The 14546-nt window shown below is 54.4% G+C and carries 14 protein-coding genes; 13 read left to right on the forward strand and 1 reads right to left on the reverse strand.

The genetic code is table 11. The features are described 5' to 3' along the window. The first annotated feature begins 3 nt into the window (after positions 1-3). Positions 4-525 (forward strand): fimbria assembly protein, encoded by a 522-nt coding sequence (gene sfmF / locus ACX9GT_RS06650; RefSeq protein ID WP_473191522.1) that lies wholly within the window; start codon positions 4-6, stop codon positions 523-525. 145 nt (positions 526-670) lie between these two features. Here the strand turns inward: sfmF and ACX9GT_RS06655 are convergent, their stop codons facing one another. Beyond that, on the reverse strand, positions 671-2104 hold the full coding sequence (locus ACX9GT_RS06655; protein ID WP_473190365.1) for a Na+/H+ antiporter NhaC family protein: 1434 nt from the start codon (positions 2102-2104) through the stop codon (positions 671-673). A 232-nt stretch (positions 2105-2336) separates the two neighbouring features. Here ACX9GT_RS06655 and admX point away from each other — a divergent pair, with 232 nt between their 5' ends. The 12 genes from admX to ACX9GT_RS06715 all read left to right on the forward strand — a co-directional run bounded on the left by admX (position 2337) and on the right by ACX9GT_RS06715 (position 14429). Next, the gene (gene admX / locus ACX9GT_RS06660) at positions 2337-3251 is read left to right on the forward strand and encodes an HTH-type transcriptional regulator AdmX (protein WP_473190366.1); all 915 of its coding nucleotides are present in this window, start codon (positions 2337-2339) and stop codon (positions 3249-3251) included. A 50-nt stretch (positions 3252-3301) separates the two neighbouring features. Then, on the forward strand, positions 3302-4555 hold the full coding sequence (locus tag ACX9GT_RS06665) for a D-amino acid dehydrogenase (RefSeq protein ID WP_473190367.1): 1254 nt from the start codon (positions 3302-3304) through the stop codon (positions 4553-4555). Between the two features lie 201 nt (positions 4556-4756). Then, the gene (locus ACX9GT_RS06670) at positions 4757-5359 is read left to right on the forward strand and encodes a CDP-alcohol phosphatidyltransferase family protein (RefSeq protein WP_473190368.1); all 603 of its coding nucleotides are present in this window, start codon (positions 4757-4759) and stop codon (positions 5357-5359) included. Further along, positions 5359-6273 (forward strand): phosphatidate cytidylyltransferase, encoded by a 915-nt coding sequence (locus ACX9GT_RS06675; protein ID WP_473190369.1) that lies wholly within the window; start codon positions 5359-5361, stop codon positions 6271-6273. The genes ACX9GT_RS06670 and ACX9GT_RS06675 overlap by 1 nt, the downstream gene beginning before the upstream one ends. Before the next feature lie 7 nt (positions 6274-6280). Further along, the gene (locus tag ACX9GT_RS06680; RefSeq protein ID WP_473191523.1) at positions 6281-6922 is read left to right on the forward strand and encodes a lysophospholipid acyltransferase family protein; all 642 of its coding nucleotides are present in this window, start codon (positions 6281-6283) and stop codon (positions 6920-6922) included. Further along, positions 6912-8672 (forward strand): bifunctional alpha/beta hydrolase/class I SAM-dependent methyltransferase, encoded by a 1761-nt coding sequence (locus ACX9GT_RS06685; protein ID WP_473190370.1) that lies wholly within the window; start codon positions 6912-6914, stop codon positions 8670-8672. The genes ACX9GT_RS06680 and ACX9GT_RS06685 overlap by 11 nt, the downstream gene beginning before the upstream one ends. Then, positions 8669-9964 (forward strand): phosphatase PAP2/dual specificity phosphatase family protein, encoded by a 1296-nt coding sequence (locus ACX9GT_RS06690; protein ID WP_473190371.1) that lies wholly within the window; start codon positions 8669-8671, stop codon positions 9962-9964. The genes ACX9GT_RS06685 and ACX9GT_RS06690 overlap by 4 nt, the downstream gene beginning before the upstream one ends. Next, positions 9940-10347 carry a hypothetical protein gene (locus tag ACX9GT_RS06695; RefSeq protein WP_473190372.1) on the forward strand — a complete coding sequence of 136 codons (408 nt, stop codon included), beginning with the start codon at positions 9940-9942 and terminating at the stop codon, positions 10345-10347. The genes ACX9GT_RS06690 and ACX9GT_RS06695 overlap by 25 nt, the downstream gene beginning before the upstream one ends. Before the next feature lie 246 nt (positions 10348-10593). After that, a complete protein-coding gene (locus ACX9GT_RS06700; protein ID WP_473190373.1) occupies positions 10594-10908 on the forward strand; it encodes an ArsR/SmtB family transcription factor in 315 nt (104 codons plus the stop codon). A 2-nt stretch (positions 10909-10910) separates the two neighbouring features. Then, the gene (locus tag ACX9GT_RS06705) at positions 10911-11393 is read left to right on the forward strand and encodes an SRPBCC family protein (RefSeq protein ID WP_473190374.1); all 483 of its coding nucleotides are present in this window, start codon (positions 10911-10913) and stop codon (positions 11391-11393) included. After that, the gene (locus ACX9GT_RS06710) at positions 11390-11803 is read left to right on the forward strand and encodes a GFA family protein (protein WP_473190375.1); all 414 of its coding nucleotides are present in this window, start codon (positions 11390-11392) and stop codon (positions 11801-11803) included. Before ACX9GT_RS06705 ends, ACX9GT_RS06710 begins: the two co-directional genes overlap by 4 nt. Positions 11804-12314: 511 nt before the next feature. Continuing rightward, positions 12315-14429, forward strand: a complete 2115-nt coding sequence (locus ACX9GT_RS06715; RefSeq protein ID WP_473190376.1) for a glycosyl hydrolase family 28 protein — start codon at positions 12315-12317, stop codon at positions 14427-14429. Positions 14430-14546: the final 117 nt, after the last annotated feature.

A 14546-nucleotide genomic window follows, 5' to 3' on the forward strand; every position in this document is an offset into this window, starting at 1 on the left:
AGTATGCAAAAACTCGGCCTGCTGACGCTGGCCGCATACCTGCTGGTGGGGGGCGCACGTGCCGATACCGCGTTGGGTGAGATCAACATACAGCTGACCGGTAATATTGTGGACAGAACCTGTATTGCAGCACCGGGTGATGTAGACAAAACCGTCAATATGGGGACCTGGGCAACCAAGCAGATCCGCAATGCGGGGGACACGTCGCGTGAGATCCCGTTTTCCCTGTCACTGATGGGCTGCCCAGGGAGTGGTAAAGCGTCGATCACCTTTTCAGGCACCGCTTCCACCAGTAACCGTGAGCTGTTGGCGCTGAATGGCAGCAGCAGCGCAACCCATATTGCTTTGGAACTGCGTGACAGCAACCGCACCCGGCTGCCGCTCGATCAGGCAAGCCTGGAAATGGCGACCGATGCAAATGGCGATGCAACAATGGTCTTTTATGCCAACTATATCGCCATTGCCAACGATCCACAGCCGGGCATTGCGAATGCGGATGCGACATTTGTGATTAATTATGAGTGACGGAAAACAGCAATAAAGCAGCCTAAGTCTTATAGGTTGTGTCTCATGGATGATGGCAGAATGCGGTATTGTCGTTGACCATTCTACGCTTCACCGTTGGGTTGGCCTAGCGGCATGAAATCACTCAGGCCGCTATAACCGCCTTTTACACCAGGATCTGGAACAACACGGCGAAGAGAATAATATTGGCGAACACCACCGCCCAACCGTTGTAGAGCATATATTTCAAATGCGTGGACTGCGCCAATCCCATCTGGCCAAACATATCCGACGAAGGGAATGGGCCAAACCAGTCCACTTGCGATGACGCCAGCAGTACGGCAGTGATCCCCTGCGGCGGAACCCCGGCGGCCATCAGCATGGGGCCAAAGATCTTATGCGTAAACGTCATCTGGGCGACCGCGGCACCGGGCACGTGGCCAATAATATTAAAGGCGAAAATAGTAAAGCACAGCCAGGCAGGAGATATGCCCTCCAGCAGCGGCCGGGTGTAGTCCAACAGACCCTGATAGGCGTGCAGCCCGTCCATCAGTTCCAGAATGGGGTTATACAACCAGTACAGAATAAACATCCACACCAGGCGACCACAGCCGTGATAAAGCGCTTGTAATATCTCTGTCGGGCGTAGCCCTCCCACCAGGCCGGTAATCAGCGCCACCAGCAACATAACGATAATGGCAAAACTAAAACCGGCCTTGATGACTACGCCAATGACTGCCATCACAATAATGGTTGCAGCGAATGCCAATGCGCTCAATTTTCTGCGTCGGGCCTGGGGGGTGTTTTCTTCTTCTTGCTGCTTTTCAGCAAGGTCGACCTCATAACGCAGCTTTCCTTCGGTCATTTTCTGAATGCGCCCTGACATGATCCAACCCGCCAGCAAGGTGACGGCACTCATCGGCAGACCTACGTACAACAGATAGTCTGGATAGCTCAACCCACCGAGTTTCAAAATAGTGACGGTACTCGGGGTAAACGGACCGGTAAAAAGACCGATGGAACCGGCGGTCATCATCAGTGCCGCCACCGTCGGTGGAGTCAACCTCACCGCAGCAGCCACAGGAATAATCACCGCGACGATAATCGCGTTGCCCCCAGCCATAGTGCCCAGCGCGCCGCAGATCAGAATCGAAGAAATGACGATACCCAATTTAACCCGCGTCTGGCTGGAGAGGCCAATGCGATGAACCACGAATTTAACCAGTTCTACCGCTGCACCGGTTCGGGTGGCGACTTCGCCCACCCCGGCGCCAAGCATAATAATCAGCCCCACGGTGGCGATAAAAGAGCCGGTAGATTTCGCCAACAGCGTGCCCATTTCGGGCAGGCTGGTGGAGGTCATAATCATCGCAATAATAATTGACGATATCACAGCCAGCACAATATCCACGCCAATAAGCGACAGTAATGCGAGTGCCACCAGCGGCGTAAAAGCCAATAATCCCAGTTCATTATTAGGCTGACCATGGCACCAAAATGCGATCAATAAAAACAGTCCCAGCAGCAGGCCGATAATGATATTTTTTCTGGTGATATTTCGTTGGGTAATCGGGTTGTGAGAGAGGGTTGAGTCACTCATATAACTCCTTAAAGCCAATAAGACCGACCTCCATTCTGGTCGGTACATTTGAACCTGCTCAGAAAATATCCCCCTCGTTGTCATTGTTGGCTTTAAACCTGAGAGGGTGCTCGAGTACACGAAATATTGTTTCGAGAATCTAATGTGATGATGGGTGATTAAATTTGTGTTAATTCTATGTTAATTGAAAATGACTTTTTATCTGATCTCTATAACCCTGAGTTAACTCATCATGAAACTACGTCACCTGGAAATCTTCCACGCCGTGATGACTTGCGGCACACTTTCCCGAGCGGCAGATTCGCTGAATATCTCCCAGCCTGCTGCCAGTAAAACGTTGAAAAACGCCGAACAGAAACTGGGTTTTAAACTGTTTCAACGCGTGCGTGGCAAACTGCTTCCTACCAGCGAGGCGCTGGCGCTGTTTGAAAAAGCGCAGAATATTTATCAGGATCTGGATAACTTGCGCCTGCTCGCCGACAACCTGGCTCGGGATACGCGCGCCAAAATCACCCTCGGTTGCCTGCCGAGTCTTGGCCTGAGCCTGGTACCGGAAATCGTCACCGATTTTTATCAACAAAATGCCAATCTGGTGATGACACTCACCACCGAGCACACTGAGACCCTGATCAAAAAACTGGACTTACGCGAGATCGACCTGGCCCTGACGCTCCAACCTGTTCAGCAAGGTGAAATCGTTGCTACCGCTATTGCCGAGGTGCCATTGGTCTACGTGGATCGTGAATATCGTCGGGGAGTGGTGTTTATTGACGAGATAGACCAGCAGCGTTGGATCTCTCCTGGCCCTCATTCACTCTCTGCGGCGATTGCGACGCGCCGTGACTTCTCGACCACCCGTCTGAACGTACAGACCTATTACATGGCGACCGAATTTGTGAAACGCGGCATGGGGTGCAGCATTACCGACATATTCTCTGCCCGACATAACCTGGTGCCTGAGATGATTCACCCCATTTCACCGCCAATCACGATCACGCTTTGCCTGCTGCGCCGGGCGGATGTTTCCCTAAGCCCGATCGCACAAAAATTTGTCGATTTTCTCTGTAAACAGCTGCGTCAACAGATGCACGACATTAACCTGGAGTTATACCCTGAAAATAAAAAGTCAATTGCGCAGTTAGGGTAAATGTTTTGACATAACGCCAATGCATTTATCAGCGGCGAATATAGCAGTCTATGAAAAAACGTATTGTCATTATCGGTGGCGGTGTTATTGGATTAACAACGGCCTATGTATTAATTAAACATGGTCACCAGGTACAATTGCTGGAGCGTGATCCACAGCCGGGTAAGGCCACCAGTTTCGCCAATGGTGGCCAGCTTAGTTATAGGTATGTGGCTCCGCTTGCCGATCGTGGCGTGCCCCTTCAGGGCATAAAATGGATGGGCAAAACCGGCTCACCGCTTAATATGCGTTTGCGGTTGTCATTTGACCAATGGCGTTGGTTGCTGCAATTTCTACAGGCCTGTAATAGCCAGACGAATAAGGTCAACGGCGATCATATTCTGCGCCTGTCGTTACTCAGCCGTCAGGTGATGCAGGAATGGCTAGACCAGGATGATTTAGCCGATTTTCACTGGCGACGTTCAGGGAAATTAATCGTTCATCGTCGCGAGTATGATCTCAGTAAAGCAGTGAAGGGAATTGACCTTCAATATCAACAATCACTGAATGCTGATGAGTGTATTGAACTTGAGCCATCGCTGAAATATATCCATTCTTCACTGCATGGCGGTATTTATTCGCCCGGTGACGAAACCGCAGATTGTCACAAGTTTTGTCTGGCGCTGCTTAAGAAACTCAATGCCAGTGAAAACTTTACTCTGACCGGCAACTGCGAAGTTCTGCGGCTGAATAAAAAAAACGATCGAATTTATTCGGCAGAAACCAGCCGGGGGGCTGTCGTTGGCGATGATTATGTGGTGGCGGCAGGCAACGGCAGCGGCCCGTTGCTTTCCGCAACCGGCGTTCGCGTGCCGCTATGTGCCCTTAAAGGTTACAGCCTGACGCTTCCCTATCCTGAACAACCCGGAATTGCGCCTAACGTTAGCGTCACTGACTATGGCAATAAGGTGGTTTACGCCCGGCTCGGTGACCAGTTACGCATCGCGGCGATGGTCGATATCGGCTATGACGGCGATGAGTTGCGCCCTGAACGCATTCTGGCATTGAAAAAGATCGTCGCCAGCAGCTTCCCTGAGTTACAAGGGTTAGATGACGCAGAAGCCTGGGCTGGCATGCGGCCTTCCACCCCTGCGGGGCCCCCACAACTGGGGCGAACGGGTTATCAAAATCTGTGGGTGAACCTTGGCCAGGGGAGTCTGGGCTTTACGCTGGCAGCCGGTAGCGCTGTGGTAATGGGGGCTTTGCTCGCGGGTGAAAATCCCGCAATTGCTTTAGAAGGCCTTACGTGGGCACCATCAGTATGAAGATCATACGCGGTGACCAGCAGCCTCGCGTTTCTGACCGCGTTGGAGAGTAACGTGTCAAAAATTTATTCATCAGAATTGATAAGTGTAAATAATCCCGCCTGGATTTTGAAAGCCGTTGCGCTGGAGCAAAACAGTGGCAGAGTTGTTGTTTTCTGAGGCAATATAAGAGAATTGCGTAAAATAAATCAGGGAATGATGATGACACTCTATAGTATCAAGCCCGCCTTTCAGGCGCTGTTACGGCCAATAATGTATTGGCTGGATAAACGCCATGTGACGGCCAACCATATTACTCTGGCGGCCATGCTGCTCTCGTTTCTGGCGGGGGGGCTGCTGGTGCTATACCCGCAGCCGGGCCTGTTTTATCTGCTGCCGATAGTCTTATTTGTTCGCATGGCGTTGAATGCGCTCGATGGCATGCTGGCCCGTGAGTGCCACCAGAAAAGCCGCCTCGGTGCCGTGCTCAACGAAATCGGTGATGTGCTCTCCGATGTTGCCCTGTATCTCCCCTTTATCTTTCTGCCGGGCAGTTACGCGCCGCTGGTGTTGGCCATGCTGTTCTGCGCGGTGCTGACCGAGTTTTGCGGCATTCTGGTGCAAACCATCAACGGTGTGCGCAACTATGCCGGGCCGCTGGGTAAAAGCGACCGGGCGCTGCTGTTTGGCGCCTGGGGGCTGGTGCTGGCCATCTGGCCGCAGGTGGTGGAGTGGAACAACCTGCTGTGGGGGATAGCGACGCTATTACTGATCTGGACGGTAGTGAATCGCTGCCGCAGTGCCTTGGTTAAGGAGCACCAATAATGTTGTTGGAAAAATCGTTGGCAGTCATTTTCGCTCTGCTGCTGTTTGCTACGGTGGTGAACGGCCTGCTGGTCTGGCTGCGCCCGCAGAAAGACTGGCATGAACTGACGCTGCGCATCCGCACCTGGTGGGTGATCATCGTGCTGTTTTCGCTGGCGCTGATCAGCCCGCACTGGCTGGCGCTGACCTTTTTCGCACTGGTCAGTTTTATGGCGCTGAAGGAATTCCTGACGCTGGTTCCCTCCCGGCATTCCGATCGGATGCCGATGCTGTGGATGTTTATCGTCATCCCCATTAACTACTGGCTGATCGGTATTGGCTGGTACGGCATGTTTATCGTGTTTATCCCGGTGTATGTCTTTTTGTTCTTACCGGCGCGCATGGTGATTGCCGGTGATACGCAGGGGTTCCTGAGCACGGCGGCGCAGCTGCATTGGAGCCTGATGACCACCGTTTTTGCCTTCAGCCACGTGGCATGTCTGCTGGTGCTGCCCGCCGATGGCCTGCAAACCGGGGCGCTGCTGGTGCTGTTTCTGGTTGGTCTGACCGAGTTTAACGATATCGCTCAGTATCTGTGGGGCAAATCGCTGGGGCGGGTTAAGGTGACGCCGAAGGTCAGCCCGAATAAAACCCTGGCAGGGCTGGTGGGAGGCATCGGCAGCACTGCGCTGGCGGCGCTGCTGCTTGGCCCGCTGCTTACGCCGTTAAGCTGGTATATGGCGCTGCTGGCGGGGCTGATCATTGGTGTGACCGGGTTCTGCGGCGATATTGTGATGTCGGCGATTAAGCGCGATATCGGCATAAAAGACAGCGGCACGCTGCTGCCGGGCCATGGCGGCATTCTCGATCGTCTGGACTCACTGATCTTCACCGCCCCGGTTTTCTTCCACTTTATCCGCTACTTCTACTACTGACGCTATGATGAAAAAATTCCTCAGAACGCTGTTTTCGCTGTGTATCGTCTGGCCGGTGATCTGGCTGTGGCTTGGGCTGCGGGTGAAGCACCGGGAACGGTTGCCGCAACATGGCCCGGCGATCGTGGTGGCGAATCATAACAGCCATATGGATGTGTTCGTGCTGTTGTCGCTGTTCTCGATCGGCCAGCAGCATAGGGTGCATCCGGTCGCGGCCGCCGACTATTTTCTGCGCAATAAATGGATGGCGTGGTTTTCGCTCAATATTCTCAACATTATTCCGGTTACGCGTCAGGGGGGCGAGGCTAATCCACTGGCGCTGTGCGAGCAGGCGTTGCGCGATAACAAGATCCTGATCCTGTTCCCAGAAGGCACGCGCGGCGAGCCGGGGAAACTGGCACCGCTGAAGTCGGGGTTGTGGCATCTCAGCCAGAACCTGCCAGAGGTGCCGATCGTTCCCGTCTGGCTAAAAGGCACCGAGCAAGTGATGGCGAAAGGCAACCGTATCCCGCTGCCGCTGTTTATTGATGCCAACGTGGGGGAAGCGCTGTATTTCCACCCCGATAAAAACCAGTTTAAGGACGCGCTGTTGCAGCGTTTACTACAACTCCGCCCAGAGACAAAAGGAAATGAACCCCATGGACAATAGCCGCACGCCAGACGAAAAAATCTTTCTGACCAGCGACAACACGGAACTGTTTTACCGCCACTGGCCAGCGCAGGAGAGCGGGGCGATACGTAAAGTCATCGTCTTATTCCATCGCGGCCATGAGCACTCTGGGCGCTTGCAACATATCGTTGATGAACTGGCGATGCCGGATACCGCGTTTTACGCCTGGGACGCGCGCGGCCACGGACGCTCACCGGGCCAGCGCGGCCACAGCCCATCGCTGGCTTGCTCAGTGCAGGATGTGGATGAGTTCGTCCGCTTTGCCGCCGCCGACAGCCAGGCGGCGCTGGAAGAGGTGATCGTGGTGGCCCAGAGCGTTGGCGCGGTGCTGGCGGCAACCTGGGCGCATGACTATGCCCCCGCGATCCGCGGCCTGGTGCTGGCGTCGCCCGCCTTTAAGGTCAAGCTGTATGTGCCATTTGCCCGCCCTGGCCTGGCGCTGCTGCACCGTTTGCGCGGGCTGTTTTTCGTCAACTCTTACGTCAAGGGCAAATACCTGACGCACGATCCTGATCGGGTGGCGAGTTTCGATCAGGATCCGCTGATTACCCGGCCGATAGCCGTCAATATTCTGCTCGATCTTTACCGCACCGCCGAACGGATCGTCAGCGACGCGGCGGCGATCACGCTGCCGACGCAGTTGCTGGTTTCCGGCGCAGACTATGTGGTCCATCGCAAGCCGCAGTTGGATTTCTATCAGCGCCTGCGCAGCCCGTTAAAAGAGCTGCACGTGCTGCCCGGTTTTTATCACGACACCCTCGGCGAGCGCGATCGTCAAATAGCGTTCGACAAAATGCGTGCGTTTATCGACACGCTGTACGCCATGCCGACGCAGCGCTTCGATTACCAAAATGAAGATCGCTGGAGCCCCGGTGCAGACAGCTGGCGCATGTTGAGCGGCGGCCCGGCCCCTTATTCCCTTGATGATGTGGCCTATCGCGCCATGCGTTACGGCATGAAAATGCTCGGCACCCAGTCAACCGGCGTGAAGCTGGGGTTTGAGACCGGTTTTGACTCTGGCAGCACGCTGGATTACGTCTATCGCAATCAACCGCATGGCAGCAGTTGGCTGGGGCGGCAGATTGATAAAAACTACCTCAATAGCGTGGGTTGGCAGGGTATTCGCCAGCGCAAAGTTCATTTGCAGCAGTTGATCCAGCAGGCGGTGGCGCAACTGGCGGAACAGGGCAAGCCGGTGCGGGTAGTAGACGTTGCTGCCGGGCATGGCCGTTATGTGTTGGATGCGTTGGCGGGCGAAGCGGCGGTCAGCGAGATTTTGCTGCGTGATTACAGCGAACTGAACGTGGCGAAAGGGCAGGAGATGATCGCTGAGCGCGGCATGGCGGATAAAACGCGCTTTGAGCGTGGTGATGCTTTTAACCGCGCTGAACTGGCGGCATTAGCGCCGCGCCCGACGCTGGGCATCGTTTCCGGCCTGTATGAATTGTTCCCAGAAAATGCGCTGGTGCGTAACTCGCTGGCCGGGTTGGCGGACGCCATCGAACCGGGCGGGATCCTGATCTATACCGGGCAACCTTGGCATCCACAGTTGAAAACCATCGCCTGGTCGCTCACCAGCCATAAAGACGGCAAGGCCTGGGTGATGCGCGTGCGTACTCAGGGTGAAATGGATGCGCTGGTGCGGGAAGCCGGTTTCGATAAATGTACCCAGCTCATTGATGAGTGGGGGATTTTTACCGTCTCGCTGGCGGTACGTCGCCACTCATGAACATTTCAGTAGCGCGTCGTAAGCTGCTGATGCAAGGCGTTGGCTGGTTGCTTCTGCTGGCGCCGTTTTTCTTCCTCACCTATGGCCAGGTGAATCAGTTCACCGCGGGCAGGGTGGGGGTAGGCAGCGTGGTGTTTGCCTGGGAGCGGCATATTCCTTTTATGCCGTTGACCATTATTCCCTACTGGAGCCTGGACTTGCTGTATGGCCTGTCACTGTTCGTCTGTTTCTCGCTCAGCGAACAGCGCCGTCTGGTTTGTCGGCTGGCGTTGGCTTCTGTGGTGGCCTGTGCCGGGTTCTTGCTGTTTCCGCTGCGTTTTAGCTTTGTCCGGCCGCCCGTTGCCGGTTTTTCCGGCTGGCTGTTCGGTCAACTGGAGCAGTTTGATTTACCCTATAATCAGGCACCTTCGCTGCACATTATGCTCTGCTGGCTGCTCTGGCGTCATTTCAGCCGCCACTTGGCTGGCCACTGGCGGCGATTGTGCGCCGCATGGTTTCTGCTGATCGCCACCTCGGTACTGACCACTTGGCAGCACCATTTCGTTGATGTGATCGCCGGGCTGGTGGCCGCAATGGTGATTGACTGGCTGGTGCCGGAGCAGGGGCGGTGGCGCTGGCAGCGCCCGGACGATGCCGGTAAAACGTTGGCCGGGCGCTATTTATGTGGCGCGCTGATCTGCTCGGCGGCAGGCTGGTTTTTTCCGTGGCTGTGGTGGCCAGCGCTGGCGCTGGGCATCGTTACACTGGGATATGCCGGGTTTGGCGTTACTGCGCTGCAAAAAAATGCTCAGGGGGCACTCTCGCCAGCAGCCCGTTGGCTGCTGCTGCCTTGGCGGTTGGGAATGTTGATTTCCCGGTTACGCTACATGCGCCGTTTACCCGCGGTCAGCCCACTGACGGAGGGGGTTTTCCTTGGTTTTTATCCCCGTAGCCAGCCCGCGCAGCAGGCGGTGCTGGATGTGACCAGTGAATTTCCCCGGTCGCGCCACCTTACGGGCGTGGCTTACCACTGCGTACCGATGCTGGATCTGGTGTGCCCGGATGATATGCAGCTCCGGCAGGCGGTAACGGCGCTGGAACAGCTGCGGCAATCTCAGGGGACGGTGCTCGTCCATTGCGCGCTGGGGCTGTCGCGCAGCGCGATGGTTGCCGCAGCCTGGTTGTTAGAGCAACAGCCAGCGCTGACGGTGGCTCAGGCGGTGGCATTTATTCGCGAGAAACGGCCGCAGGTCGTTTTCACCTCTCAACATCTGGAGCGGCTGGAACAATGGCGAACGAACGTGATGAAGTAGCCAAAGAGTGCGCACTGCAAGCGGCGCTGCTTGAACGAACGCTGGCAAGCTGGCGCTTTTTGCTGCTGATGGCTGCGCCACCGCTGCTGTGGGTGATTTTTGCCGCTGCGCCTGGTGTGCTGCGTGCGGTGATCGCGCTGCTGAGCGGCGCGAGTGGTTACGGCTGCTGGCGGCTGTGGCTGGATGCGGGGTATTTTGCGCGCTTCAGCGAAGCGCAGAATCAGCAGGCAGGGGAAGCACTGGCGTGGATCTGGCAGCGGGAAAAGCTGGCGCGGCTGTCATTTCCCGAGCGGCAGCAGGGTGCTGTACGTCAACTCAGGCGCACTATCCTGGTAACCGCGCTGTTGTGGGTGTTTTGGCTATCGGCCCTGACGCTGTACTAGGAGCAATTACAGACCCCTAAGTATTTGCCAAAAGATCCATCTTTCCACTGTATTCCTGACGAAAGCGTACTCGCCCTGTCATCCATTGAGCCAACGAATAGGTGCTGCCAAGGGTAGAACGCCCAAGAAGGCGGCGATGGTCCTATCATAACGTGAGACATAGGCTGATGTGTGCGTTTGACATGCAGGTAATTACCTGCATATAATCCTTTACGCACAAACACAACGAATGGACGTTGACAACGGATGGACGCTGACAAGATTTTCAAGGCGCTGGGCGACCCGACTCGCAGAAAACTGCTCGACCTGCTGTGCGAGAGCAATGGGCAGACGCTGGGCCAGCTCTGCGAGCAGTTGGACATGGCGCGGCAGTCGACCACCCAGCACATCAAGATTCTGGAAGAGGCCAATCTGGTGAGCACGGTCTGGCGGGGGCGGGAGAAGCTGCATTTCATCAATCCGGTGCCGCTGCACGATGTCTATGAGCGGTGGGTGCGCAAATTCGAACGTCAGCGGCTCAGTCTGCTGCACGACCTGAAGAAAGAACTTGAAGGAGAATGACGATGAGCAAAGAGCAAACGAGTTTCGTTTATGTGACCTACATCCGTTCGACGCCGGAAAAAGTGTTCGAGGCCATCACCAGACCGGAGATCGCGCGGCGCTACTGGGGCCACGAGAACATCTCAGACTGGCAGCCTGGCTCGGTCTGGGAGCATGTGCGCGCCAACGAGCAGCGCACGGTCAATATTGTGGGCAAGGTGGTCGAGGCGGTGCCGCCGATACGCCTGGTCATCACCTGGGCAAGCCCATCGCAGGCCAGCGATCCGGCCAGTATCAGCCGCGTGAGCTTTGATATCGAGGCTTACGATGACATGGTGCGCCTGACCGTGACCCACGATGAACTGGAGGCAGGCAGCAGTATGGCCATGGGCATCCAGCGGGGCTGGCCGATGGTTCTTTCCAGCCTGAAGTCGCTGCTGGAAACCGGGCAGGGCATCGACGTTTTCGCCAAGCCGAAGGCGACCTCAAACGGGGAGCGTTCATGACCCAACCCTACACTGGCGGATGCGCGTGCGGTGCGATCCGCTACGCGACCAGGCACGCGCCCATCTTCCAGAACCACTGCCAGTGCCGCGGCTGCCAACGGCGAAGCGGCACCGGGCACGGTTCCTGGCTAACCTTTCCCGCGCAGGCGGAAATGACGATCACTGGCGAGGCGGCACACTGGGAGGTTGCGGGAGACAGCGGCAACGTGAAGATCCACGCCTTCTGCCCGGTCTGCGGAACGCCGATCTACCTGCGCTTTGCCGCGATGCCGGAGCTGATCGCGGTTCCTGCGGGTAGCCTGGATGAGCCGGAACGATTCTTGCCGCAGGCGCTTACCTACAGCATCCGTGGGCTGGCGTGGGATTCCATTGATCCCTCGTTGCAGGCATTCGAGCGGATGCCGCCTTAGCCTGAAACAAGCTATTTATTCTGTGAGCTGAATTATACTTTTGCTAAAAAGAGCCTCTTTATTGAGTAAGCTAGAGATAAAAACTTGAACTCTGTCGCGAAAAAAAGATAAGAATACGATTTAATGAAACAATGTTTTGTTATTTTTGGTATGTTGTTTTCATTGTTATTTTTATCGAGGTTTTTTATAAATAAATGCGATGTAAGTGATATTTCTATCTGATTTTTACAGGTAAATCTATACCTTGAACACTTAATGCTAGGTGTGTAAAACGGCTTTTTTTTAAGAATGCGATAATATTTCGTAGGGGGTTTTATTGTATTTTAAAAAAGCACCCTGATGCTGTTTTTGCTGTTAATTCTATTTTTAGCCTTTTCCTGAAAAAATTGGGTTCACGTCTGGCCCTAAATAATTCGAGTTACAGATAGGAGGTTACGGAACGCGGATTGAAAGGTAACGGATATAAAGGAGAAGGCTCTTAGTGCGTGATATTCATCATACAGGAGGTTGCATGTTTTATTCTTTACCCAAAATTCGTCTGACTCTTGGTGCCATTGTGGTTCTAAGCGGCCTGATGGTGGGATGTGATAACGGTTCGAGCAGTGATAACGCCTCGAACAACAGTAACACTTCGGACAACAGTAACGCTTCGAGCAACAATAACAATTCGGAGAGCAATAACGCTTCGGAAAACAATAACAATTCAGAAAACAATAATACTTCGGAAAACAATAACAACTCGGGCGGTAACAGCGTTGTAGATCGTTCCGCTGCGCCGCAAAAGGTTCAGGTACCTACGCTGGCCTATGATGAGGGCAGTGTGGTTCTGGTATGGGAAAAGCCTGAACAGTACAGCGATATCAAAGATTACAACGTTTACATGAACGGCCAACTGATTGGCAGTGCTAATGCTAATCACGATCTCCACTCACCGGCCAAACCTTATATCGATAATTTCTATCAGAATATCGACAGCGAAAACTGGCACACCAAGATTGGCTTGCATAACTTTACGGTAACCGGGTTAACGCCAGCCACGGAGTACAGTTTCACCGTCCGCGCGGTTTATGCCGATGGTAAAGAGTCGGTAGACAGCGAAACCGTGAAGCAGGAAACCACGGCTAAACCCTATCTGATTGATGTGAAAGACTTTGGGGCAAAAGGGGATGGCGCGACGTTGGATACGGCCGCGATCCAGAGCGCCATCGATGACTGTACGCTGGAGCGCTATTCCCAGGGCTGTAAGGTGCAACTTACGGAAGGGACCTATAAATCCGGTGCGTTGTTCCTGCACAGCAACATGACCTTTGAGGTGGCCGAGAATGCCGTGCTGCTGGGTTCCGCCGATGCGGCTGACTACCCGCTGGAAAACGGGTATATCCTGTATCCTTATACCGTACCGGCACCGCTGCCAAAACGCCCGCCATCGCTGTTGAACGTGTTGGAAGCGAACGATCAGGGTAGTACTCATGCGGGGACTTTTGAAAATATCCGTATCGTGGGTAAAGGCACCATTGATGGCAATGGTTGGACGCGCGGCATCAGCTCGGACGGCGTGGATGAGATTACCGATGAAGTCGGTAATAAATTACCGCAGTACCGCGCCAGTAAAGAAGACAAAGTTCACAACGACGGTATTCTGGCGAAGTCCCAGGTTGCGGTCGCCGTGGGTGAGGGCATGTCGCTGACGGAGGCGTACAAAAACCGCCGTTCCAGCCTGATGACCCTGCGCGGGGTGCGTAATCTGTACGTTGATGGCCTGACGATCCTCAACCCGGCGTTCCACGGTGTGATGGTGCTGGAGTCTGAGAACGTGGTGATGAATGCGTTATCGCATACCACGTTTGATGCCAACAACGCCGACGGCATTGAGTTTGGCAACAGCCAGAATGTGATGGTATTCAATAACTTCTTTGATACCGGCGATGACTGCGTCAACTTTGCCGCAGGCTTTGGTGCTGGCGTGCAAGAGTTTGGTCAGAAAGCGCAGAGCGGAGCCTGGATCTTCAATAACTATTTCCGTAACGGCCATGGTGCGGTGGTGGCAGGGAGCCATACCGGCGCATGGATTGAGAAGATCCGTGCAGAAGATAACGTGATGTATCTCACCTTTGTCGGCCTGCGCATGAAGAGCCGCCCTTACTATGGCGGCGGCGCGCGTGACGTGCTGTTCCGTGATAACGCGATGGTGGCAATTAACGAACAACCGTTTGTTTTCACCATTAAATACGCTGCAGATGTCAATGATACGGTGCCTGCCAGCGAGCCTGCGCAGTTCCGCGACGTGACGGTGAAGAACGTGACGATTGACGGCACCAGCAAGAAAAACAGTATCCTGGTTGATGGCATGACCATCTCCGAGATGGAGAGCGCTTACGGTTTTGCCTTTGAACGCGATGCTTTCCACAGCGGGTTACATTTCGAAAACGTGAAGTTTAAGAATACCAAAGCGACGGATATTTCATTCCTGAGAGACAGCCAGTTTAATCAGGTGATATTCGAAAACGTGCCAGCGGCATGGAAATTCATGCAGGCAATCAATATCGCTCTGAAAGACAGCGTTAACTCTGATGTGATTAGCGTTACAGGTGCTGGAGTGATGACGTTGGAAGCAGCAACTGAATAACGAGGGTTTTACCTGCGTCTTTGGCGCGTAATGCTTGCCAGTTAAGGCTAACCAGTACCCTCTCCCTCGTGGCTGTCTCTTATACACAACTCGGCATCTTGCTGTTTTTTAATGTAA

Source organism: Serratia sp. YWN4, from assembly GCF_055790845.1.

Bases quoted from the DNA above. Each gene is read 5' to 3' on its own strand.
- ACX9GT_RS06710 (WP_473190375.1), top strand. From the start codon at position 11,390: ATGACCCAACCCTACACTGGCGGATGCGCGTGCGGTGCGATCCGCTAC.
- sfmF (WP_473191522.1), top strand. From the start codon at position 4: ATGCAAAAACTCGGCCTGCTGACGCTGGCCGCATACCTGCTGGTGGGG.
- ACX9GT_RS06705 (WP_473190374.1), top strand. From the start codon at position 10,911: ATGAGCAAAGAGCAAACGAGTTTCGTTTATGTGACCTACATCCGTTCG.
- ACX9GT_RS06670 (WP_473190368.1), top strand. From the start codon at position 4,757: ATGACACTCTATAGTATCAAGCCCGCCTTTCAGGCGCTGTTACGGCCA.
- ACX9GT_RS06685 (WP_473190370.1), top strand. From the start codon at position 6,912: ATGGACAATAGCCGCACGCCAGACGAAAAAATCTTTCTGACCAGCGAC.
- ACX9GT_RS06690 (WP_473190371.1), top strand. From the start codon at position 8,669: ATGAACATTTCAGTAGCGCGTCGTAAGCTGCTGATGCAAGGCGTTGGC.
- ACX9GT_RS06715 (WP_473190376.1), top strand. From the start codon at position 12,315: ATGTTTTATTCTTTACCCAAAATTCGTCTGACTCTTGGTGCCATTGTG.
- ACX9GT_RS06665 (WP_473190367.1), top strand. From the start codon at position 3,302: ATGAAAAAACGTATTGTCATTATCGGTGGCGGTGTTATTGGATTAACA.
- ACX9GT_RS06680 (WP_473191523.1), top strand. From the start codon at position 6,281: ATGAAAAAATTCCTCAGAACGCTGTTTTCGCTGTGTATCGTCTGGCCG.
- ACX9GT_RS06655 (WP_473190365.1), bottom strand. From the start codon at position 2,104: ATGAGTGACTCAACCCTCTCTCACAACCCGATTACCCAACGAAATATC.
- ACX9GT_RS06695 (WP_473190372.1), top strand. From the start codon at position 9,940: ATGGCGAACGAACGTGATGAAGTAGCCAAAGAGTGCGCACTGCAAGCG.
- ACX9GT_RS06700 (WP_473190373.1), top strand. From the start codon at position 10,594: ATGGACGCTGACAAGATTTTCAAGGCGCTGGGCGACCCGACTCGCAGA.
- admX (WP_473190366.1), top strand. From the start codon at position 2,337: ATGAAACTACGTCACCTGGAAATCTTCCACGCCGTGATGACTTGCGGC.
- ACX9GT_RS06675 (WP_473190369.1), top strand. From the start codon at position 5,359: ATGTTGTTGGAAAAATCGTTGGCAGTCATTTTCGCTCTGCTGCTGTTT.